The 21,941-nt window shown below is 70.5% G+C and carries 22 protein-coding genes; 15 read left to right on the forward strand and 7 right to left on the reverse strand.

Annotated elements, in window-relative coordinates:
* Positions 1-5 precede the first annotated feature (5 nt).
* The 3 genes from ACFYPR_RS07495 (at position 6) to ACFYPR_RS07505 (ending at position 2,465) form a co-directional block, all read left to right on the forward strand.
* Positions 6-1,400, forward strand: coding sequence for a DUF4331 domain-containing protein (locus ACFYPR_RS07495; protein ID WP_363941106.1), 1,395 nt, complete (start codon positions 6-8; stop codon positions 1,398-1,400).
* A gap of 21 nt (positions 1,401-1,421) precedes the next feature.
* Positions 1,422-1,751, forward strand: a complete 330-nt coding sequence (locus tag ACFYPR_RS07500; protein WP_354854247.1) for a phospholipase — start codon at positions 1,422-1,424, stop codon at positions 1,749-1,751.
* Positions 1,752-2,207: 456 nt separating this feature from the next.
* Positions 2,208-2,465: a WhiB family transcriptional regulator gene (locus tag ACFYPR_RS07505; protein ID WP_007455784.1), complete on the forward strand. Its 258-nt coding sequence runs from the start codon at positions 2,208-2,210 to the stop codon at positions 2,463-2,465.
* Between the two features lie 61 nt (positions 2,466-2,526).
* Here ACFYPR_RS07505 and ACFYPR_RS07510 read toward each other — a convergent pair whose 3' ends face one another.
* Positions 2,527-2,976, reverse strand: coding sequence for a metallopeptidase family protein (locus ACFYPR_RS07510; protein ID WP_007455785.1), 450 nt, complete (start codon positions 2,974-2,976; stop codon positions 2,527-2,529).
* Positions 2,977-3,128: 152 nt separating this feature from the next.
* Between ACFYPR_RS07510 and ACFYPR_RS07515 the strand changes: the two genes are divergently transcribed.
* A complete protein-coding gene (locus ACFYPR_RS07515) occupies positions 3,129-3,497 on the forward strand; it encodes a DUF3499 domain-containing protein (RefSeq protein WP_387258967.1) in 369 nt (122 codons plus the stop codon).
* 26 nt (positions 3,498-3,523) lie between these two features.
* Here ACFYPR_RS07515 and ACFYPR_RS07520 read toward each other — a convergent pair whose 3' ends face one another.
* Positions 3,524-4,900 carry an NAD(P)/FAD-dependent oxidoreductase gene (locus ACFYPR_RS07520; protein ID WP_387259360.1) on the reverse strand — a complete coding sequence of 459 codons (1,377 nt, stop codon included), beginning with the start codon at positions 4,898-4,900 and terminating at the stop codon, positions 3,524-3,526.
* Positions 4,901-4,902: 2 nt separating this feature from the next.
* The gene (locus tag ACFYPR_RS07525; protein WP_355132891.1) at positions 4,903-6,249 is read right to left on the reverse strand and encodes an aspartate aminotransferase family protein; all 1,347 of its coding nucleotides are present in this window, start codon (positions 6,247-6,249) and stop codon (positions 4,903-4,905) included.
* A 644-nt stretch (positions 6,250-6,893) separates the two neighbouring features.
* Between ACFYPR_RS07525 and ACFYPR_RS07530 the strand changes: the two genes are divergently transcribed.
* Positions 6,894-7,637 carry a Scr1 family TA system antitoxin-like transcriptional regulator gene (locus tag ACFYPR_RS07530; protein WP_387259363.1) on the forward strand — a complete coding sequence of 248 codons (744 nt, stop codon included), beginning with the start codon at positions 6,894-6,896 and terminating at the stop codon, positions 7,635-7,637.
* Positions 7,628-7,822 carry a DUF397 domain-containing protein gene (locus ACFYPR_RS07535; protein WP_355063030.1) on the forward strand — a complete coding sequence of 65 codons (195 nt, stop codon included), beginning with the start codon at positions 7,628-7,630 and terminating at the stop codon, positions 7,820-7,822. The genes ACFYPR_RS07530 and ACFYPR_RS07535 overlap by 10 nt, the downstream gene beginning before the upstream one ends.
* A gap of 108 nt (positions 7,823-7,930) precedes the next feature.
* Here the strand turns inward: ACFYPR_RS07535 and ACFYPR_RS07540 are convergent, their stop codons facing one another.
* Positions 7,931-8,443 (reverse strand): Lrp/AsnC family transcriptional regulator, encoded by a 513-nt coding sequence (locus ACFYPR_RS07540; RefSeq protein WP_354854255.1) that lies wholly within the window; start codon positions 8,441-8,443, stop codon positions 7,931-7,933.
* Positions 8,444-8,659: 216 nt separating this feature from the next.
* On the opposite strand from ACFYPR_RS07540, the gene ACFYPR_RS07545 reads away from it, so the two are divergent.
* From ACFYPR_RS07545 to ACFYPR_RS07585, 9 genes are all read left to right on the forward strand, one after another.
* Complete coding sequence (locus tag ACFYPR_RS07545) at positions 8,660-9,844, forward strand: spermidine/putrescine ABC transporter substrate-binding protein (RefSeq protein WP_354854257.1); 1,185 nt, start codon at positions 8,660-8,662, stop codon at positions 9,842-9,844.
* 5 nt (positions 9,845-9,849) lie between these two features.
* Positions 9,850-11,001, forward strand: a complete 1,152-nt coding sequence (locus ACFYPR_RS07550; protein ID WP_387178581.1) for an ABC transporter ATP-binding protein — start codon at positions 9,850-9,852, stop codon at positions 10,999-11,001.
* Positions 10,998-11,903 carry an ABC transporter permease gene (locus tag ACFYPR_RS07555; RefSeq protein WP_354854261.1) on the forward strand — a complete coding sequence of 302 codons (906 nt, stop codon included), beginning with the start codon at positions 10,998-11,000 and terminating at the stop codon, positions 11,901-11,903. Before ACFYPR_RS07550 ends, ACFYPR_RS07555 begins: the two co-directional genes overlap by 4 nt.
* The gene (locus ACFYPR_RS07560; protein WP_355063034.1) at positions 11,903-12,739 is read left to right on the forward strand and encodes an ABC transporter permease; all 837 of its coding nucleotides are present in this window, start codon (positions 11,903-11,905) and stop codon (positions 12,737-12,739) included. Before ACFYPR_RS07555 ends, ACFYPR_RS07560 begins: the two co-directional genes overlap by 1 nt.
* A 37-nt stretch (positions 12,740-12,776) precedes the next feature.
* On the forward strand, positions 12,777-14,198 hold the full coding sequence (locus tag ACFYPR_RS07565; RefSeq protein WP_355063036.1) for an FAD-dependent oxidoreductase: 1,422 nt from the start codon (positions 12,777-12,779) through the stop codon (positions 14,196-14,198).
* Entirely contained in the window at positions 14,198-15,400 is a 1,203-nt protein-coding gene (locus ACFYPR_RS07570) for a saccharopine dehydrogenase family protein (protein ID WP_387258969.1), read from the forward strand. Before ACFYPR_RS07565 ends, ACFYPR_RS07570 begins: the two co-directional genes overlap by 1 nt.
* Positions 15,397-16,410, forward strand: a complete 1,014-nt coding sequence (speB, locus tag ACFYPR_RS07575) for an agmatinase (protein ID WP_354854269.1) — start codon at positions 15,397-15,399, stop codon at positions 16,408-16,410. Before ACFYPR_RS07570 ends, speB begins: the two co-directional genes overlap by 4 nt.
* 234 nt (positions 16,411-16,644) lie before the next feature.
* Complete coding sequence (locus tag ACFYPR_RS07580) at positions 16,645-17,409, forward strand: G5 domain-containing protein (protein ID WP_387259365.1); 765 nt, start codon at positions 16,645-16,647, stop codon at positions 17,407-17,409.
* Positions 17,410-17,653: 244 nt separating this feature from the next.
* The gene (locus tag ACFYPR_RS07585) at positions 17,654-18,505 is read left to right on the forward strand and encodes a DUF559 domain-containing protein (protein WP_387178589.1); all 852 of its coding nucleotides are present in this window, start codon (positions 17,654-17,656) and stop codon (positions 18,503-18,505) included.
* 140 nt (positions 18,506-18,645) lie between these two features.
* Here ACFYPR_RS07585 and ACFYPR_RS07590 read toward each other — a convergent pair whose 3' ends face one another.
* Genes ACFYPR_RS07590 through ACFYPR_RS07600 form a run of 3 tightly spaced genes read right to left on the reverse strand, consistent with a single transcriptional unit; the run spans position 18,646 to position 21,818 of the window.
* The gene (locus ACFYPR_RS07590) at positions 18,646-18,990 is read right to left on the reverse strand and encodes a DUF779 domain-containing protein (RefSeq protein WP_387258971.1); all 345 of its coding nucleotides are present in this window, start codon (positions 18,988-18,990) and stop codon (positions 18,646-18,648) included.
* Entirely contained in the window at positions 18,990-20,495 is a 1,506-nt protein-coding gene (adh, locus tag ACFYPR_RS07595) for an aldehyde dehydrogenase (RefSeq protein WP_354854273.1), read from the reverse strand. The genes ACFYPR_RS07590 and adh overlap by 1 nt, the downstream gene beginning before the upstream one ends.
* A 39-nt stretch (positions 20,496-20,534) precedes the next feature.
* A complete protein-coding gene (locus ACFYPR_RS07600; protein ID WP_387258973.1) occupies positions 20,535-21,818 on the reverse strand; it encodes a GAF domain-containing protein in 1,284 nt (427 codons plus the stop codon).
* Between the last annotated feature and the right edge of the window lie 123 nt (positions 21,819-21,941).

Raw genomic sequence — 21,941 nt, forward strand, 5'->3', positions numbered from 1 at the left:
CCGCCATGTCTTCCCACCGCGAGGCTCCGGAGATTGCCAAGGATCCGGTCGCCGACAGCTCCGACCTTTACGCGTTCGTCAGCCCCGACAAGCCCGACACGGTCACGTTGATCGCCAACTACGTGCCCTTGCAGCTCCCGTCCGGGGGGCCGAACTTCTTCGAGTTCGGCGACGACGTGCGCTACGAGATCCACATCGACAACGACGGTGACGGTCAGCCCGACGTCACCTACCGGTTCGAGTTCACCACCGAGATCACCAACCCGAACAGCTTCCTCTACAACACCGGGCCGATCGACTCGCTGGACAGCAAGAACTGGAACCGCCGGCAGTTCTACAGCCTGACCCGGGTGACCGACGGCCGGGAGCACCGGCTCGCGCACAAGCTGCCCTGCCCGCCGTGCAACGTCGGCCCGCTGTCCACCCCGAAGTACGCCGACCTCGTCCGGCAGGCCACCTACACGCTGTCGACCGGGGAGCGGGTCTTCGCCGGCCAGCGCGCGGACGGCTTCTTCGTCGACCTGGGGGCGATCTTCGACCTCGGCACGCTGCGGCCGTTCCAGCAGCTGCACGTCGCCGGGAAGAAGATCTTCAAGGCCGAGGGGGAGCCGGTCAACGCCACCGACCGGATGAACGTGCACAGCCTCGCCGTGCAGGTGCCGCTGAAGCAGGTGCGCCGCCGCGCCAGCCGGTACGGCGCGGCCGACCCGGCGTCGGTGCTCGGTGTGTGGACGTCGGCGTCGCGCCGGCAGGTCCGGGTGCTCGGTGACCGGGTCGCGCAGGACACCTCCACCGGCCCGTTCACCCAGGTCTCCCGGCTGGGCAATCCGCTGTTCAACGAGGTCATCGTGCCGATGTCCAAGAAGGACCTGTGGAACTCGCTGCCACCGTCGGAGGACAAGCGGTTCGCGCAGTTCGTCGAGCGGCCCGAGTTGGCCGCGCTGCTGCCGGCCCTCTACCCGGACGTCTTTCCCAACCTGGACAAGCTCAACAAGTCGAAGAAGGCCCGGGCCGACCTGGTGGCGATCCTGCTCACCGGCGTACCGGCCGGGCTGATCGACGGCTTCACCAACGCGACCGGCGACGTGCAGGCCGACATGCTGCGGCTGAACACGGCGATCCCGCCGACCCGTCGGCCGGACCGGTTCGGGGTGCTCGGCGGCGACCTGGCCGGCTTCCCCAACGGGCGGCGGGTCGGCGACGACGTGGTCAGCATCGCGCTGCGGGCGATCGCCGGGGTGACCGTCCCGCTGGTCGACAAGACGTTCCGCCCGGACGCGGCGGCCGCCGCGGTCACCCCCGGGTTGAGCGCCGCCGACGTGACGGCCCCGTTCCTCGCGAACTTCCCCTACCTCGGTACGCCGTACGACGGGTTCAACAACCCGCCGGCGTCGTCCTGACCTTCGGCGGGGGAGCAGCGGATGCACGAGCACACGTACGGGCCGTCGGAGACGGGGAGTGTCGTCCTCGAACTGGGTGGTGACACCGGTGCCCTGATCGTCTACACCGGTCGGGAGTTGCACGGCCGGGAGATCGAGATCAGCCGCGGCGATGATCGGCGGGTCCACTCGGCGGTACGGGAGCGTCGGGTGCGGGACGGGTCGTTCCACAGTGCGGTCTATCCCGATCTGCCCGCCGGTCTGTATACCGTCTGGTGGGACGAGGACACGTCCGCCGGCATCGTTTCTGTCCATGGTGGAGGGATAGCCGAGTTCGTGTGGCCCAGCAGCGGTTTTGGGGCCGCCGGCTGACCTCAAAGCGCCACTTTTCACTCGCACCCCGTCCACAATGTGGGCGGGGTGCGAGTGCTGTCCACGGCTCGACGGGCGGTCTGCGCCGCGCCGCGTTAACCTGTCCCCCACCAAGATCAGCTTTGCGAGAGGGGGCTGGTGCTCTCCCGGCGGTGGCCCGTCGGGGGGAGCGCCACGGCAGAAAAGTCGGGCAACTCGCCGGAGAGGGCGTTACTCGGCCGGGGTCTGAATCGATAGGGCAGGTTGCGAGGCTGGGACGGTCCTGGTGGCCGACCAGGGGTGTCGGGAGGGCGACTCCATTATCAAGTTTGGCTTGACGGCGCACGCATTACACGCGTGTAATTTGAATGGGGTTGTTCGCACGGAACGCAACAAAAGGGACCGGACGAACAAACACGCCTTTCGCGTGGGGGGTTGCAGCGGCGATGACGCCGGTGCGCGACAAGGAGGCATTTGATGGACGGCCAGCTTGAGGTGGCCGACCTGCTCGGAAACGCGCCGGAGTGGCAGGAGCGGGCCCTGTGCTCGCAGACCGACCCCGAGGCGTTCTTTCCCGAGAAGGGCGGCTCGACCCGCGAGGCGAAGCGAATCTGCTCGCGCTGCGAGGTCAAGACCGAATGCCTCGAATACGCTCTCGGCCACGACGAGCGGTTCGGCATCTGGGGTGGGCTCTCCGAGCGGGAGCGGCGCAAGTTGAAGCGGCGGGCCGCCTGAGCGGTGCAGGGTCGGGGCGGTGGGGGCCGCCCGGCTCAGCCGTCGTACGGGCGCGTACGGCTCAGGCCAGCTCGTCCGGGTCGACCCCGAGCAGGTTCGCCACCTGTTCGATGATCACGTCGTGGACGAGGTCGGCGAGATCCTCGCGGTCCATGGCGCGGAACTCCAGCGGTCGCCGGTACAACACGATGCGCGGCGGCACCTCCTGGCGGCCGGGGCGGCCGGGCAGCAGCCGGGCCAGCGGCACCTCGCCGTCCTCCAGCACGTCGGAGTCGTAGACGTTCAGATCCGGTGGGACGTCCTCGACGGCGAACTCGACACCGGCCAGCTCCTTGGCGAACCGCCGCTCCAACGTCTCGACGGTGTCCAGCACCAGATCGTCGAAGACCTCGGCCTTGGTCCGCGCCAACGGCACGGTCGCCGGCACCAGACGCCCGCGCAGGCCACGCCCGTGCCGGTCGCGGTGCGCCCGCCGGCCGGGGCCGGGGCGGCGGTGTTCCGGGCTCGTCATGACGCAAAGGGTAGTCCCCGTGCCGGGCCGGCCAGCGGCAGCGGCACTCCTCTGGCGCGGCGCGACCCGAACCGGGAATTGTGATCACCGCGACGGGCGTGTCGCAACGCGAAGCGATGCGCCGGACCCGGTAATGGAGATACCCTGCCGCCGTGAGGTCACCACGGCGCTGCTCCCGTAACGGCTGTCCCCGGCAAGCGGTCGCCACATTGACCTATGTCTACAACGAGTCGACCGCCGTGGTGGGCCCGTTGGCGGCGTTCGCCGAGCCGCACACGTACGACCTGTGTGAGCAGCACGCCCGCAGCCTCACCGCGCCGCGCGGCTGGGACGTGGTGCGGCACGAGGGTGAGTTCGAGCCGCCCCCGCCCACCACGGACGACCTGGTGGCGCTGGCCGAGGCGGTTCGCGAGGCCGCCCGCCCGGCCCCCCGCCCCCCGGAGCACGACCAGACCCACCCGGAAGGCCCCCACCAGACGGGCCGCCGAGGCCACCTCCGAGTAATCCCCCCAAACCACTAACCCCCCACCCGGCCCGCCCAGCGCGGTCAGTGCCCCAGGAGGCGGGAGAGGGTTTTGGCGCGGTGGGAGGGGCGGTTGGTTCGGATCTCCTTTGCGTCGGCGCTGGTCATGACGCGCAGCGCCGTGTTCATCGCCAGCCAGCGCAGGGGTTCCGGCTCCCACTTCGGCGAGCGGTGGTTGACCCAGGGCAGGCTGGTCAGCTCGCTGCGCTCGCCGCGGATCAGGTCGGCCAGGGTGCGGCCGGCGAGGTTGCTGGAACCCACCCCGTCCCCGACGTAGCCGCCCGCCCAGGCCAACCCACTGGCCCGGTCGAACCCGACCGAGGCTGCCCAGTCCCGGGCCACCCCGAGCGGGCCACCCCAGGTGTGGGTCACCGGAACGTCCGGCCCGAGCACCGGGAACAGTTCACCCAGCGTCCGCCGCAGCGCCGCGAAGACCCGTGGCTCCCGGTCCTGGCCGGGAGAGACCCGGGACCCGAAATGGTACGGAGCACCGCGCCCGCCGAAGGCCAGCCGACCGTCAGCCGTCCGCTGGCCGTAGATGATCACGTGTCGGTGGTCGGAGAACGTCTCCCGATCCGCCAGGCCGATCCGCTCCCAGGTCTGCGCCGGCAGCGGTTCGGTGGCCACCATCAGTGAGTACACCGGCGCCACCGTGCGTCGCAGGCCGGGCAGCATTGGCGTGTACCCCTCGGTGGCCCGCACCACCACCGACGCCCGCACCGTCCCCGACGCGGTGACCGCCGCGCCGGACCGGATCGCGGTCACCGTGGTCTGCTCGTGGATCCGCACCCCGAGTCGCTCCACCGCCCGCGCCAGACCACGCACCAGCTTCGCCGGGTGCACGACCGCGCAGTGCGGGGTGTACGTCCCCCCGCGTACCCCCTCGGCGCCGCACCGGGCCGCGGCCTCGTCGGCGTCGAGGAGCGCCAGGTGGTCCGCGCCGAAGCCGAACGCGCGAGCCTCGTCCACGGCGGCCCGGGCCCGGGCGAGCTGCGGGCCGGTGCGGGCGAGCGTGACGGTGCCGCCGTCGGCCCAGTCGCAGTCGATGCCCTCGGCCGCGACCACCCTGCCCACCGCACGGACGGTGTCGTGCATTGCCCGCTGCATGGCGACAGCCGCGTCGCGGCCGTGCCGGCGGGCCAGCCCGGTCAGTGACGTGGGAAAGAGCGCCGAGCACCAGCCGCCGTTGCGCCCCGACGCCCCGTACCCCGCGATCTCCCGCTCCAGGACGACGACCCGCAGCGTCGGATCGGCCTGGGCCAGGTGGTACGCCGTCCACAGTCCGGTGTAGCCGGCGCCCACGATCACCACGTCGGCGTCCGTGTCGCCGGGCAGCGCCGGCCGCGGCGTGAGCGGCTCGTCCAGGCTGGACAGCCAGTACGACAGATTCTCGTAGCCCATGGTCAGAGCCGCGACCACGCCTCGGTCAGCACCGTGCGGAGGATCTGCTCGATCTCGTCGAAGTGCTGCTGCTCGGCGATCAGCGGCGGGGCGAGCTGGATGACGGGGTCGCCCCGGTCGTCGGCCCGGCAGTAGAGACCGGCCTGGAACAGCGCGGTCGACAGGAAGCCGCGCAGCAGCCGCTCCGACTCGGCCTCGTCGAACGTCTCCCGGGTCGTCTTGTCCTTGACCAGCTCGATGCCGTAGAAGTAGCCGTCGCCCCGCACGTCGCCGACGATCGGCAGGTCGTGCAGCTTCTCCAGGGTGGCGCGGAACGCGTCCTCGTTGGCCCGTACGTGCCCGACGAGATCCTCGCGGGCGAAGACCTCCAGGTTGGCCAGGGCCACCGCGCAGGACACGGGGTGTCCGCCGAACGTCACCCCGTGGGCGAACATCCCGGTCTCGGTGAGGAACGGTTCCATCAGCCGGTCGCTGGCGATCATCGCGCCGAGCGGGGCGTACCCCGAGGTGATGCCCTTGGCGGTGGTGATGATGTCCGGCTGGTAGCCGTAGCGCACGGCGCCGAAGTACTCGCCGAGCCGACCCCAGGAACAGATCACCTCGTCGGAGACGAGCAGCACGTCGTACGCGTCGCAGATCTCCCGGACCCGCTCGAAGTAGCCGGGCGGGGGTGGGAAGCAGCCGCCGGAGTTCTGCACGGGCTCCAGGAAGACCGCGGCGACGGTGTCCGGCCCCTCGCGCTCGATGGCCCGGCCGATCTCGTCGGCGGCCCAGCGGCCGAACGCCTCGGCGTCGTCGCCGTGCTCGGGCGCCCGGTAGAAGTTGGTGTTCGGCACCTTGATCCCACCGGGCACCAGCGGCTCGAAGTCGCTCTTGATGCCGGGCAGGCCGGTGATCGACAACGCGCCCATCGAGGTGCCGTGGTAGGCGATGTAGCGGCTGACCACCTTGTGCTTGTTGGGCTGACCGGTGCGCTTGAAGTAGGCCCGGGCCAGCTTCCACGCCGCCTCGACGGCCTCCGAGCCGCCGGTGGTGAAGAAGACCCGGTTGAGGTCGCCCGGGGTGAGCGAGGCGATCTTTTCGGCCAGCTCGACGGCCTTCGGGTGCGCGTACGACCAGAGCGGGAAGTACGCCAGCTCACCGGCCTGCTTGGCGGCGGCCTCGGCCAGCTCGGTGCGGCCGTGACCGGCGTTGACGACGAACAGCCCGGCCAGCCCGTCGAGGTAGCGGCGGCCCTGCGCGTCCCACACGTACGCGCCCTCGCCGCGCACGATGGTCGGCACCTCGCCGGCGGAGTAGCTCGCCATCCGGGTGAAGTGCATCCAGAGGTGGTCGGTGGCGTTGGCCATGTCAGCCCCATCGGTCGTCGGGCCGGTCAAAGGGGTGAAGCCGGCCGCTCTGCCAACGGTTATCGCACAGCACGACCCGGGAAAGCAAGTGTGATCGGTAGTGCCTAAGCCTAAGGACGACGGATTCGGCGAGAAATTGCCCTAGCCGCGACGGAATCCGCACGGGCGTCGGCCCTGCTCGTCGTGCCCGGCGGGCGCGCCAGGCTGCCCGCTGACCCCTGGTCGGCCTCCTTTGCTCTGCTTCAACGGACGCAACAGTGCACGTCCGGTATCCGGACGCGGGGTGTTGCGCCGGTTGAAGCAGAGCAAAGGACGCGAGCGATGGCCTGCCGGCCCGGCCCGCCGGCCACGATCCACTCCGTATCGCCGATGTCGCGGTGTCGGGGCGGAGTTGATGCCGCGATATCGGGGATGTCGAGTGGATCAAGCGAGTCGATCACGGGAGTGGAGCAACGGGTCGAGCAGCCGGGACGGGGGTGGGGCGCCTTGGGGGCAGTTGCGGAGCGTTCTGAATGCGCGTCAACACGTTCACCGCAACACGCCGGTAGGCGGCGGACACCGACACGCAGCGTGGCTATCGTGCGCCGCAGTGTGCACCCGGCGGGCGGGAGGATCCGGTGGCGAACGAGGCGTTGCGGGTGGCGATGGCCGAGGCGGGGGAGACGGTCGAGTCGCTGGCCGAGAAGGTCCGCGTCGACCCCAAGACGGCGGCGAGGTGGCTTGCCGCGGGGCGCATACCGCACCCGCGTACCCGGATCGCGGTGGCCGAGGTCCTGCGCCGCGACGCCGCCGACCTCTGGCCGGAGCCGTTCCGCCGCCGCGATCTGCCCTGGTTCCGACCGTGGGCCGAGCTGGAACAGGACGCCACCTCGATCCGCTCCTACCAGCCGCTGCTCGTGCCGGGCCTGCTCCAGACCGAGGGGTACGCCCGCGCGATCCTGAACACCGGCGGACTGGTCCCGCCCTCCGAAGTGGACCAGATCGTGGCCAGCCGCATCGACCGCCAGGCGGTGCTTCGCCGCGACGCCCCACCCCAGCTCGTCGCGGTGCTCGACGAGGTGGTGCTCCGCCGGCCGGTCGGCGACGGCTCGGTGATGGCCGGGCAGCTCCGGCACCTCGCCTCGGCGGGGGAGTGGGAGCACGTGCAGGTCCGGGTCATTCCCGCCGAGAACCCATGGCACACCGGGTTGGCCGGCCCCTTCGTGCTGGGCAGGCTGCCCGACGGGACCGAATTGGCGTATCTCGACAACCAGCTCCGCGGTCAGATCGTGACCGATCCTCTCGACGTCGCTAACCTGGGACGCAGGTGGGAGAGCGTCACCGGTGAGGCGTTGCCCCAACGTCACTCGATCGAGCTGATCAGGGAAGTGGCTGCGACATGGACATGACCGACGCGCGCTGGCGCACCGCGACCCGTAGCAGCAACAACGGTGGCGACTGCGTCGAGGTGGCCGACAACTTGCCCGGTCGGGTGCTGGTGCGCGACAGCAAGGACCGCGACGGTGGCACCCTGACCTTCGCGCCGACCGCCTGGACGTCGTTCGTCGACGCAGTCCGGGCAACGGCACGCTGATCCACTCGGGTTCACGGAAACCGGGGTATCGGAGCGGCAGGGACACCCCGACTTCCTGAAAGCCGAGTCGATCAAGCCCCTAGTCGATCAAGCGCCATCAAAAGCGCGTCAGGCCGTACCCCAGGTGTAGGTCTGCTTGCGGAGTTTGAGGTACACGAACGCCTCGGTGGCGAGCACGCCGGGCACCGCGCGCAGCCGTTGCAGGATCTCCAGCAGGTGGTCGTCGTTGCGGCAGACCACCTCGGTGAGCAGGTCGAACGACCCGGCGGTGATGACCACGTAGTCGACCTCGTCCAGCTCGGCCAGCCGGTCGGCCACCGCCTCCAGGTCGCCGTCGGTACGCAGCCCGATCATCGCCTGGCGGGGGAAGCCGAGCTGGAGCGGATCGGTCACTGCGACGATCTGCATGACGCCCGAGTCGAGGAGCCGCTGGACCCGCTGGCGGACCGCCGCCTCGGAGAGGCCGACCGCCTTGCCGATCGTCGCGTACGGCCGTCGGCCATCCTCCTGGAGCTGTTCGATGATCTGCTTGGCCACGTCGTCCAGCAGAGCGTGACTGGCACCTTCACGTACGGCGACGCGTCGACCGCCGTTGCCGTTTTCGTGCTGCCGGTTCGTCATCGTGCGCTCCCCATGTCCCGAATCGTGATGTCGTGCGTGTGTCACCGCGCAGTCTGGCGTATTTCGTCGTGCATCGCTAACCCCGCAACGGAATCCCTTGTGAGAGAGGGTCTCTCATGTCAGGATCAGTCGTCCCTGGTACTTGAGCCTCCCGACATTCCCGCCGGCGCGCGCCTCCCCCGTCCCGCCCGCCGACGATGACCCCTAGGAGTCGTCATGCGTACTCCCCTCCGGCCCCTCTCCCGGCGTGGACTGCTCACCGGCACTCTCGGATCGGCCGCCCTGCTCGCTGCGGGCGGCAGCCTCGCCGGCTGCGGCACCAAGGGCGCCCAGCAGACCGAGGCCGGCTGCGTCAGCGAAGACCTGTCCGGCACCGAGAAGAAGCTTGCCTTCTCCAACTGGCCGCAGTACATGGACGTCGACGAGAAGGACGAGTCCAAGCGGCCGAGCCTGGACGAGTTCATCACAAAGACCGGCATCCAGGTCACCTACACCGAGGACATCAACGACAACAACGAGTTCTTCGGCAAGGTGCAGAACCAGCTGGCCGCCTGCCAGAGCACCGACCGGGACATCATCGTGCTGACCGACTGGATGGCCGCGCGAATGATCCGGCTCGGCTGGATCCAGAAGCTCGACGTGGCGAAGATCCCGAACGTCCAGGCGAACCTGTTGCCGTCGCTGCTCAACCGCTCGTTCGACACCGAGAACCGCATCTCGATCCCGTGGCAGTCCGGCCTGGCCGGGTTGGCGTACAACGGCAGCGTCACCAAGGAGCTGCGGACCGTCGACGAGCTGCTGACCCGCCCCGACCTCAAGGGCAAGGTGACGGCGCTCAGCGAGATGCGCGACACCATGGGCCTGCTGCTCGGCTCGAACGGGCACGACCCGTCGAACTTCACCGCCGCCCAGTTCGACGACGCGCTCAACAAGCTCAAGAAGGCCGTCGACTCCGGGCAGATCCGCAAGTTCACCGGCAACGACTACGCACCCGACCTGGCCAAGGGCGACATCGCCGCGTGCATCGGCTGGTCCGGGGACGTCATCCAGCTCTCCAGTGAGAACGAGAAGGTGCAGTTCGTCGCCCCGGACTCCGGCGTGATGCTGTTCAGCGACAACATGATGGTCCCGAACAAGGCCACCCACAAGGGCAACGCCGAAGCGCTGATCAACTACTACTACGAGCCGGCGGCCGCGGCGAAGCTCGCCGCGTACGTCAACTACATCTGTCCGGTCAAGGGCGCCCAGGCCGAGATGGAGAAGATCGACCCGGAGCTGGCCGCCAACCCGCTGATCTTCCCCGACGAAACGCTGCTGGCGAAGTCCAAGGTGTTCATGGCCCTGGACGAAAAGCAGGAGAAGGAGTACGAGGGCAAGTTCCAGCAGGTCATCGGGGCGTGACGGGGATGACACGCGAGACACCCGCTGGCGATCTGCGCCTGGCCGACCTCACCAAGCGGTTCGGCATCTTCACCGCCGTCGACGACCTCAGCCTGACGATCCCGCAGGGCTCGTTCTTCGCGCTGCTCGGCGCGTCCGGCTGCGGCAAGACCACCACCCTGCGGATGATCGCCGGGCTGGAGGAGCCGACCAGCGGCCAGGTGCTGCTCGGCGACACCGACATCGCCCGGCTGCGGCCGTACAAGCGGCCGGTCAACACGGTCTTCCAGAGCTACGCGCTGTTTCCGCACCTCACCATCTTCGAGAACGTGGCCTTCGGGCTGCGGCGGCGCGGCATCCGCTCGGTCGACGACCAGGTCCGGCGGATGCTGTCGCTGGTGCAGCTCGACGGCTTCGGCCCGCGCCGCCCGGCGCAGCTCTCCGGTGGCCAGCAGCAGCGGGTCGCGCTGGCCCGCGCTCTGATCAACCAGCCGCAGGTGCTGCTGCTCGACGAGCCGCTGGGCGCGCTCGACCTCAAGCTGCGCCGGCAGATGCAGATCGAGCTGAAGCGCATCCAGACCGAGGTCGGTATCACCTTCGTGCACGTCACACACGACCAGGAGGAGGCCATGACCATGGCCGACACCGTCGCGGTGATGAACGCCGGCCGGATCGAGCAGCAGGGCGCCCCGGCCGACCTCTACGAGTTCCCGGCCACCGCGTTCGTGGCGAACTTCCTCGGCCAGTCCAACCTGCTCGCCGGCGAGGCCGCCGGCACGAGCGGCGGCGAGGTGGCGGTGACGGCGCACGGCGCGCGCTTCTCGGTGCCCGCCGGCCGGTCGCGCGCCGACCGGGGTCCGGTCCACCTGGGGGTACGCCCGGAGAAGCTGCATCTGGTCGGCTCCGCCGACCAGGTCCCCCAAGGACACCAACACCTCACCGGGGTGGTCACCGACGCCTCCTACGTGGGGGTCAGCACGCAGTACCTGCTGCGCACCGGTTGGGGCACCGAGCTGTCGGTCTTCGTGGCGAACAACGGCGCGGAGGCGCGGGTGCCGGTGGGCAGCGAGGCCGTGGCGTACTGGGATCCGCGCCACGCGTTCCTGCTGGCCCGCGACGCCGCCGACACCGACCGGACCACGCCGGTGCTCGACGAGCCGGTGGGCGCGTCGTCATGACCCTCCTGGCCCCCACCAAACCGGGGCAGCTGCCGCCGCCACCGGCCGCCCGGTCCGGGCGGTTCCGGCTCCTGCCGTACCTGTTGCTGCTGCCCGGCGCGGTCTGGCTGCTGGTGTTCTTCGGCGTGCCGCTGCTGCAACTCGCCGCGGCGAGCCTCTACGACCCCAGCGGCTCGCTCTCCACCGGGTACGCGATGACGTGGGCGTTCGGCAACTATCCGGACGTCGTGCAGGCGTACTGGCCGCAGCTGCTGCGCTCGTTCGGCTACGCCGGGCTGGCCCTGGTGCTGGCGCTGCTGCTCGGCTACCCGTTGGCGTACGCCATCGCGCAGAAGGCCGGCCGGTGGAAGAACCTGCTGCTGGTGTGCGTGGTCGCGCCGATGTTCACCAGCTTCCTGGTCCGCACGCTGGCCTGGAAGACGATCCTGTCGGACAACGGCGCGCTGGTCGGCCTGCTGCGTGACGTGCACCTGCTCGCGCCGGACGGCCGGCTGCTGGCCACGCCGTTCGCGGTGGTGCTCGGCCTGACGTACAACTTCCTGCCGTTTCTGGTGCTGCCGCTGTACGCGAGCCTGGAGCGGCTGGACCCCCGGCTGTTGGAGGCGGCGAGCGACCTGTACGCGAGCGGCGTCCAGGCGTTCCGCCGGGTGACCCTGCCGTTGTCCATGCCCGGCCTGGTCGCCGGCACGCTGCTGTTCTTCATCCCGGCCAGCGGCGACTACATCAACGCCGAACTGCTCGGCACCCCGAACGAATACATGATCGGCAACGTCATCGACTCGGCGTTCCTGGTCCGGCTGGACTACCCGCAGGGCGCCGCGCTGTCGTTCCTGCTGATGGCGGCGATCCTCGCGGTGGTCTTCGGCTACCTGCGCAGGGCCGGCACGGAGGAGGTGCTCTGATGCGGGTCTCCCGTTGGCTGGCCGACCGCTGGGTGATGATCGTGGCGCTGCTGGTGCTCGGCTACCTGGCGCTGCCGATCCTGGTGGTGGCCGGGCTGTCGTTCAACCGCCCGTCGAGCCGCCTGTCGTACGACTTCAACGAGTTCACGCTGGACAACTGGCGGCAGCCCTGCGCCACCTCCGACATGTGCGACGCGGTCGTGCGCAGTGTGCAGATCGGCTTCATCGCCACGGTGGTCGCCACCGTGCTCGGCACCCTGATGGCGTTCGCGCTGGTCCGGCACCGCTTCCGCGGCCGGTCCGGCATCAACGTGCTGATCTTCCTGCCGATGGCCACCCCGGAGCTGGTGATGGGCACGTCGCTGCTGGCCCTGTTCGTCTCGGCCGGGGTGCCGCAGGGCTTCTGGACCATCGTCATCGCGCACGTGATGTTCTGCGTGTCGTTCGTGGTGGTGACGGTCAAGGCGCGGCTCGCCGGAATGGACCGGCGGCTGGAGGAGGCCGCCATGGACCTCTACGCCAACGAGTGGCAGACCTTCCGGCGGATCACCCTGCCGCTGGTGCTGCCCGGCATCGTGTCCGCCGCGCTGCTGGCGTTCTCGTTGAGCTTCGACGACTTCATCATCACGAACTTCAACGCCGGCACGACAGTCACGTTCCCGATGTACGTCTGGGGCGCCGCCCAGCGGGGCATCCCGCCGCAGGTCAACGTCATCGGCACCGCGATGTTCGCCATCGCGCTGCTGCTGGTCGGGCTCAGCTCGCTGCGCGGGCGGCGTGCTCGCCGCGCCGCGCTGCTGGCCGGCCCGGTACCGCAGGCGCGTCGCTCGTCATGACCGCCCTGGATGCGGGCCGTCCGACCGGGCCGCCGTCATGACCCTCCCGCATACCGGCCGGGCGCTTGCCGACGCGGCGCCCGTGCCGTACTGGCTGGACCGCCCGGAGCGCCCCGACCCGCTGCCGCCGCTCACCGGCGCGCAGACCGCCGACCTGCTGGTGATCGGCGGCGGGTACGGCGGGCTCTGGGCCGCCCTGGAGGCCAAGCGGGCCGAGCCGGACCGTGACGTGTTGCTCGTCGACGCCGGGACCTGCGGGTGGGCCGCCTCCGGGCGCAACGGCGGGTTCTGCGCCGCCTCGCTCACCCACGGCCTGGCCAACGGCGTCGACCGGTTCCCCGGCGAGATCGGCGAGCTGGAACGCCTCGGCCGCGCCAACCTGGACGCGATCGCCGCCACCGTCGCGGAGTTCGACATCGACTGCGACTTCGAGCGCACCGGCGAACTGGCCGTCGCCGTCGAGCCGTACCAGCTCGACGGGTTGGCCGCCGACGCCGAGCTGGCCCGCCGGTACGGCCACCGGGTGCGGCTGCTCGACACCGACGAGGTGCGTGCCGAGGTGAACTCGCCGACGTACCTGGGTGGCATGGTCGACGCCGACCGGGTCGCCATGGTGGACCCGGCGAAGCTGGCGTGGGGTCTGCGCCGCGCCTGCGTCGACCTCGGCGTACGCGTGCACGAGCACACCCGGGTCACCGGGCTGCGCGCCGACGGCCCGGCCCTGCGCGCGGCGACCGCCGGCGGGCTGGACAACGCGCCCGGCTCGGTACGCGCCCGCCGGGTCGTGCTGGCCACCAACGCGTTTCCGCCGCTGCTGCGCCGGCTGCGCGCGTACGTGGTGCCCGTCTACGACCACGTGCTGATGACCGAGCCGCTCAGCCCGGCGCAGCGCGACGCGATCGGCTGGCGCAACCGCCAGGGCCTGGCCGACACCGGCAACCAGTTCCACTACTACCGGATCACCCGCGACGGGCGGATCCTCTTCGGCGGCTACGACGCCGTCTACCACTACGGCAACCGGGTCGCCCCGAAGCTGGAGCAGCGCCCGGCCACCTTCACCGCTCTCGCCAATCACTTCTTCACCACGTTCCCGCAGCTCGCCGACGTGCGCTTCAGCCACCGCTGGGGCGGCGTCATCGACACCTGCACCCGGTTCTGCCCGTTCTACGGGACCGCGTTCGGCGGTCGACTGGCGTACGCGGCCGGCTACACCGGCCTCGGCGTCGGCGCCACCCGCTTCTCGGCCCGGGTGCTGCTCGACCTGCTGGCCGGCGGGGACACCCCGCTGACCCGGCTCGATCTGGTCCGCCGCAAGCCCCTGCCGTTCCCGCCGGAACCCGTCCGCGCGGTCGGCATCAATCTCACCCGCCGGTCGATGGCCCGCGCCGATGCGCGTGAGGGCCGTCGCGACCTGTGGCTCCGTACTCTCGATCGTCTTGGTTTGGGGTTTGATTCCTGATGCGTGTCCTGCTCGTCGGCGCCGGTGGCGTCGGCTCCGCCGCCGTAGCCATCGCCGCCCGACGCTCCTTCTTCGAGACGATGGTGGTCGCCGACCATGACCCGGACCGCGCCGCCCGCGCGGTGGCCGGGCACGGCGACCGTTTCGTCGCCGCCCAGGTGGACGCCTCCTCGGCCGACGCGGTCACCGCGCTGTGCCGGGAGCACCGGATCACCCACGTGCTCAACGCCGTCGACCCGCGCTTCGTCATGCCGATCTTCGACGGTGCGTTCGCGGCCGGCGCGGACTACCTCGACATGGCGATGTCGCTGTCCCACCCGCACCCGTCCCACCCCTACGCCGAGACCGGGGTGAAGCTCGGCGACGACCAGTTCGCCGTCGCCGACCGATGGGCGGCGGCCGGCCGGCTCGCGCTCGGCGGCATCGGCATCGAGCCCGGCCTGTCCGACATCTTCGCCCGGTACGCCGCCGACGAGCTGTTCAGTGAGATCGACGAGATCGGCGTCCGGGACGGGGCGAACCTGACCGTCGACGGCTACGACTTCGCACCCTCGTTCTCCATCTGGACCACGATCGAGGAGTGTCTCAACCCGCCCGTGGTCTGGGAGGCCGACCGGGGCTGGTACACCACCGAGCCGTTCAGCGAGCCGGAGGTCTTCGACTTCCCGGAGGGAATCGGCCCGGTCGAGTGCGTCAACGTGGAGCACGAGGAGGTGCTGCTGATCCCGCGCTGGGTGAAGGCGAAGCGGGTCACCTTCAAGTACGGCCTCGGCGACGAGTTCATCGACGTGCTGAAGACGCTGCACAAGCTCGGCCTGGACTCGACGACGCCGGTCAGCGTGCGCGGCGTGCAGGTGTCCCCGCGCGACGTGGTCGCGGCCTGCCTGCCCGACCCGGCCACCCTCGGCGACCGGATGCGCGGCAAGACCTGCGCCGGCACCTGGGTGCGTGGCCTGGGCCCGGACGGGCAGCCCCGGGAGGTGTACCTCTACCACGTGGTCGACAACGAGTGGTCGATGCGCGAGTACGGCCACCAGGCGGTCGTCTGGCAGACCGCGGTCAACCCGGTCGTCGCGCTGGAACTGCTCGCCACCGGCGCGTGGTCCGGCGTCGGTGTGCTCGGCCCGGAGGCCCTGCCCCCGGTGCCCTTCCTCGACCTGCTGACCAGCTACGGCTCGCGCTGGGGGATGGAGGAGCGATGAGCCGCTACGGTGCCATGTACGGGCCGGACATCACCTTCCTCGGCGTGGACCGGTGCGCACTCGACGATCCATCGTCGTACGCGGACGCCGACATCGTCATCGTCGGCGCACCCTTTGACGGCGGCACCTCGCACCGGCCCGGCACCCGGTTCGGGCCGTCGGCGATTCGCCAGGCGTGCTACCTGGCCCACGACGGCTCCCGCCCGTCCCTCGCGCTGCGCGTCGACGCGCTGCGCGACCTCCGGGTGTACGACGCCGGCGACGTCGAGATGTTCTCCGGCGACATCGAACGGTCACTGGCCGCTCTGGAGGCGGCCGTCTACGCCGTGTCGTCCTCCGGCGCCATCCCGATCGTGCTCGGCGGGGACCACTCCATCGCGCTGCCGGACGCGACCGGGGTGGCCCGCCAGCACGGGCACGGTCGGGTGTCGCTCGTGCACTTCGACGCCCACGCGGACACCGGCGAGATCGAGTTCGGCTCGCTGCACGGGCACGGCCAGCCGATGCGTCGCCTCATCGAGTCCGGCGCGGTACGCGGCGACCGGTTCCTCCAGATCGGGCTGCGCGGCTACTGGCCCGGCCCGGACATCCTGTCCTGGATGGCCGAGCAGCGGATGCGGTCGTACGAGATGACCGAGCTGGTCGCCCGCGGGCTGGACACGTGCCTCACCGAGGCGTTCACGATCGCGGTCGACGAGTGCGAGGGGGTCTTCCTCTCCGTCGACGTGGACGTCGTCGATCCCGGGATGGCCCCCGGCACCGGCACCCCCGAACCGGGCGGCCTGACCTCCCGGCAACTGCTCGACGCGGTCCGCCGGGTCTGCTACGAGCTGCCGGTGGTCGGGGTGGACGTGGTCGAGGTCGCGCCGCCGTACGACCACGCCGACATCACCGCCTACCTGGGCAACCGCGTGGTCCTGGAGGCACTGTCGGCGATCGCCCGACGCCGGCGCGACGCCGCGGGCGGGTCACCGTGGAACCCCCACCAACCCCTCCTGGACGCCCGCTGACCAGCGCATTGACGGCAACTCGACACGTCGACGCCGGACCCGGACCTCCTCTGTGGAGCGGTCGTTATCGTGGCCAATAATTGGTGATTCGCGGATTTGCTGCCTGAATGCGCGGCACGATCAGCCGTGCCCGGTCCGGCCAAGTGGTTGCCTGACCTGTCGTCCCGTCGCCGGTCACGAGCGCGATGGTGGATATTGCACGCAGTGTTTGCGACGACACTCATCGACGTGACGATGCAACCACCGCCGAATCCTGGCCCGCCGCACGTGCCGCCGTTCGGCCCTGGGCCCCGCCTGCCCGCCGCCCAGAGCTGGTTCCGCCGGGCCAGTCCCGCCAGCCGCGTCGCCGTCATCCTCGGCTCGGTGGCCCTGTCGTTCCTGCTGCTCTGCTGCGCCGGCACCGCGATTGTCAGCGCCCTGGCCGGCGAACCGGAGCCCACCCGCACCGGCACCGCGGCCGAGCAACCGCAGCAGCCCATCGTGGCGGCACCCGCCGAGCCGACCGAGGAGGCCCCCGCGCAGGAGGTGTCGCCGGTCGCCGCACCCTCCACCGCGTCGGTCTCGCCGAGCCCGTCCAGCGCCGCGCCGGTGGTGCAGGTGACGACCGTGACGGAGCGGGCCACGATCCGGTACGCCGAGCGGACCGTGAAGGACTCCTCCCTGGCCGAGGGCAAGCGGGTCGTCCGAACCAAGGGCGTCAACGGTACGAGAACACTGACGTACGAGGTGACCACCACGGACGGGGTGCGGACGGCCCGGAAGCTGGTGAAATCCGTTGTGACGAAGCAGCCGGTGACCCAGGTCGTCGCCGTCGGCACCAAGAAGGCCGCGCAGGCGAAGTGCGACCCGAACTACAGCCCCTGCGTCCCGATCGCCAGCGACGTCGACTGCCTGCCAGGCAGCGGCAACGGCCCCGCCTACGTTCGCGGCCCGGTCAAGGTCATCGGCACCGACATCTACGACCTCGACCGCGACAACGACGGCTACGGCTGCGACTAACCGCGCCGCGTCGGCCCTGCCCCGCGTGCCCTGAACCGAGTCGATCATGGAGTTGTGGTGCCCGGTAGACGATGGTTCAGGAGTTCTGTCCGGCACCACAACTCCTTGATCGACGCTGTGGTGGAGGTCGATGCGCATAGCACGGGTGGGCTTTGTTTGGGGGTTGTGCACAGGGCGCTCGGGTATCCACAGATTCCTGGGTCGGGGCGGAATGCCTGGGGCGGGGCGCGGCAGTCTCTGCCGCATGGCACAGGATCAGTATCGATACGCGGAGTTACTCGCCGCCGGCCTCAGTCGGGAGCAGGTGCGCAGGCTAGTTGGGCTGTCCCGCCTGCACCGGTTGACGCGGAGCGTCTACACGCCCTCGGCCGACCCAGCCGCGCGACTGCCGGCGATCTTTCGGCGGTTGCCTGAGACTGCCGTCGTCGGCTTCCATACCGGTGCACAGTTGCACGGCTTCGGCGACGTCCGCAGTTTCGACGTGCACATCATTGTGCCGGCCGGCGAGAACGTCCCGCAGATGCGGGGAGTCGTCGCCCACGAGGCGGTGCTGCCGGTACGCGATACGGTGCTGCTGGGCGGAGTGCCCTGTGCCCCGGCCGCCCGTTGCGCGGTCGACCTAGCCCGGTCACTGCGCCGAATGGACGCGATGCCGCTGCTGGACCTGTGCCTTCGCGTGGGTGCCTGCCGATCCGAGGAACTCAGGGCGGAGGTCGCTCGGCACAAACGCCTCCGTGGCGTCTGCCAGGCGCGTGAACTCGTGCCACGCGCCGACCCGCGGGCGGAGTGCCGGCAGGAGAGTCAGCTTCGCCTGGTGTTGATAGATGGCGGCCTGCCACCGCCGGAGCCACAGGTCTGGGTCCCGGACGGTCATGGAGTGCCGCTCTACCGCCTCGACCTCGGTTACCGGCGCCGCAAGGTCGGCGTCGAGTATGACGGATCGTCCCATTTGGACCGCGACCGTCTCCGGCATGATCGTTCTCGATCGAACTGGCTAGCCGCAAACGGCTGGAAAATCCGCCACTTCACGGACCTGGACCTCTACCGCCGCCCCAACCACATCATCAAAACCCTGATCCCCCTCCTCCACCCCTAACCCCCTCCCCGCCCCACGCTCCCCAGGGCCGATCATGGAGTTGTGGTGGCTGACGAAAGGTGTAAAGCATCCCTTGCTGCCCACCACAACTCCATGATCGACGGGGCGGGGGCGGCTCACACGCACCGGTCGCGAGTGACCTAGGCGGCGAGGCGGGAGCGGATGAGGAAGCGGAGACCGTCGGGGGCCTCCAGGGAGAAGCCGCTGCCTCGGCCCGGGACCACGTCGACGGTGAGCCTCGTGTGTTTCCACAACTCCCACTGGGCCGACGACATCCAGAACTCGACCGGCTCCGGCACACCGTCCACGGCGAGCGAGGCGAGCAGGACATCGGACGATCCGGTGCGGAACTCGCCTGCCGGGTAGCACATCGGGGCACTGCCGTCGCAGCAGCCGCCGGACTGGTGGAACATCAGCGGCCCGTGCCGCTCCCGCAGCGACCGGATCAGATCGGCCGCCGCGGGGGTCACGGAGACGACGGACATCAGAAGAAGCCGAGCTTCTGGGTCGAGTAGCTGACCAGCAGGTTCTTGGTCTGCTGGTAGTGCTCCAGCATCATCTTGTGGTTCTCCCGGCCGATGCCGGACTGCTTGTACCCGCCGAACGCGGCGTGCGCCGGGTACGCGTGGTAGCAGTTGGTCCACACCCGCCCGGCCTGGATCGCCCGCCCCGCCCGGTACGCGGTGTTCATGTCCCGGGTCCAGACGCCCGCGCCCAGCCCGTACAGGGTGTCGTTCGCGGTCTTCACGGCGTCGTCGAGGTCGGCGAAGGAGGTCACCGAGACCACCGGTCCGAAGATCTCCTCCTGAAAGACCCGCATCGAGTTGTCGCCCTCGAAGATCGTTGGCTGGACGTAGTACCCGCCCGACAACTCGCCGCCCAACTCCGCCCGGGATCCACCGGTGAGCACCTTCGCACCTTCCTGGCGGCCGATGTCCAGGTAGGACAGGATCTTTTCCAGCTGGTCGTTGGAGGCCTGCGCGCCGACCATCGTGTCGGTGTCCAGCGGGTGGCCCTGCACGATCCGGCCGGTCCGCTCCACCGCCGCGGCGAGGAAGTCCGAGTAGTGGCCCTGCTGGATCAGCGCCCGCGACGGGCAGGTGCAGACCTCGCCCTGGTTGAGGGCGAACATGGTGAAGCCCTCGAGCGCCTTGTCGAAGAAGTCATCACGGGACGCGCTGACGTCGTCGAAGAAGATGTTCGGGCTCTTGCCGCCCAGCTCCAGGGTGACCGGCTTGATGTTCTCACTGGCGTACTGCATGATCAGCCGCCCGGTGGTGGTCTCACCGGTGAACGCCACCTTGGCGACCCGTGGCGAGGACGCCAGCGGCTTGCCGGCCTCCACGCCGAAGCCGTTGACGATGTTGAGCACGCCCGGCGGCAGCAGGTCCGCCACCAGCGACAGCCAGTAGTGGATCGAGGCCGGGGTCTGCTCGGCCGGCTTGAGCACCACGGCGTTGCCGGCGGCCAGCGCGGGCGCCAGCTTCCAGGTGGCCATCAGGATCGGGAAGTTCCACGGGATGATCTGCCCGACCACGCCGAGCGGCTCGTGGAAGTGGTACGCGACGGTGTCGTCGTCGATCTCGCCGAGCGAGCCCTCCTGTGCCCGGATCGCCCCGGCGAAGTAGCGGAAGTGGTCGATCGCCAGCGGAATGTCGGCAGCCAGCGTTTCGCGGATCGGCTTGCCGTTCTCCCAGGTCTCGGCGATGGCCAGCGACTCCAGGTTGTCCTGCATCCGGTCCGCGATGCGATTGAGGATCAGTGCCCGCTCGGCCACCGAGGTGCGCCCCCAGGCGTCGGCGGCGCCGTGCGCGGCGTCCAGGGCCTTCTCCACGTCCGCGGCGGTGCCCCGGGCCACCTCGGTGAAGGTCTGCCCGGTGACCGGGGTCGGGTTCTCGAAGTAGCCACCGCCGTGCGGCTTGACGTACTCGCCGCCGATGAAGTGGTCGTAACGGGACTGCCAGTGGGTGGGCGCGTCGTAGCGCGTCATGGTTACCTCCGCCGTCGTGGTGCGGTGTCGGCGGCGAGGCTAGTTTCGGGGACGTTGCAGCAACGTTGCGCGTGGTAGGTCGTACTCCGTGGCGAGCTGGTGGATGCGGGCGAGCGCGAGCGGCCGGCGGGCCGCGCCCACCGGCAACGCCCGCGCCAGGGCCTGCCACGCGGTCAGGTCGTCGGCGCCGGCGGGCGTCGCGGTCCACGCCGCGAGCAGCGCCGGGTCCGCGGCGGCCAGCACGGCCGCGCGGAGCTGGCCGTCGATGAGCCGGCGCAGTCGCGTGACTCCCGGCGCGTCCGAGCCGGGCAGCAACGGCCCGGAGTACGCGTCGAGCGCGCCCGCCGGATCGCCCTGGTCCAACCGGTCGGCGACCGTGGTGAAGTCGGCGCGGACGGTGCCGTGCAGCCGGTACGGGCGGGAGTCGAGCAGCTCGGGGCCGAGCACCCGGCGCAACCGGGACAGCTCCGCGCGCAGGGTGACCGGCTGGAGCCGGTCGTCTCCGTACACGTCGAGGCCGAGCTGTTCGCCGGTGCGCCCCTCGGGATGGTGCAGCAGCAGCACCAGCAGCTCGCTGTGCCGGCGGCCCAGCCGGATGCGCCGCCCGTCGACCCGCAGTTCCGCCTCGTCGCGGCCGAGCGCGGTCACGGTGACGACGCCGGGCTCCACCGGTCGGTCGGTGGCGAGCTGCGCCTCGGCGGCCCGGGCGGTGGCGCGGACCAGCGCCAGGCTGTGCGGGTTGGCCAGGTGGTCGCCGCCGGTGATGTCGACCGCGCCGAGCAGTCGCCCGGTGGCCGGGTCGTGGATCGGCGCCGCCGCGCAGGTCCAGCGCTGCACCGGCCGGATGAAGTGCTCGGTGGCGAAGATCTGCACGCTGTGGTCGACGGCCAGTGCGGTGCCGGGGGCGTTGGTGCCGGCGTGCCTCTCGTCCCACAGGGCGCCGGGCACGAAGTTCATCCGCTCGGCGTGCCGGCGCACCCCCGGGTGGCCCTCCACCCAGAGCAGCCGCCCGTACGCGTCGCAGACCGCCATCAGGTGCGCGCCGTCCTGGGCGATGCCGCCGAGCAGGTCCCGGAAGAGCGGCAGCACCCGGGCCAGCGGGTGCGCGGCCCGGTAGCTCGCCAGCGCGTCGTCGGTCAGGTCGACCGGCGGAGTTGCCTCCGGGTCGAGTCGGGCGGACCGTTCCCACGACCGGCGTACCACCTCCCGCACCCGGCGCGGCGCGGCGCCGGCGGCGAGGAACGCCTCGTGGGCCGCGCCGACCTGCGCGATCCGCTCGGCCGGATCGACGCCGAATTTCAGGGCGAGCCACGGGTCAGCCATGGGGCGACCTCCTCGGTCCCCATCGTGACGCAGCTCACCCTCGATCGCCAACCACACCAGGTGCGGACCCGTCGAACTGGCCGCCACGGCGATCGGTGCCCGTGTCGGCTGAACGGTAGGTCC

The sequence above is a fragment of the Micromonospora sp. NPDC005254 genome (assembly GCF_042872525.1).
Taxonomy (GTDB): Bacteria; Actinomycetota; Actinomycetes; order Mycobacteriales; family Micromonosporaceae; genus Micromonospora.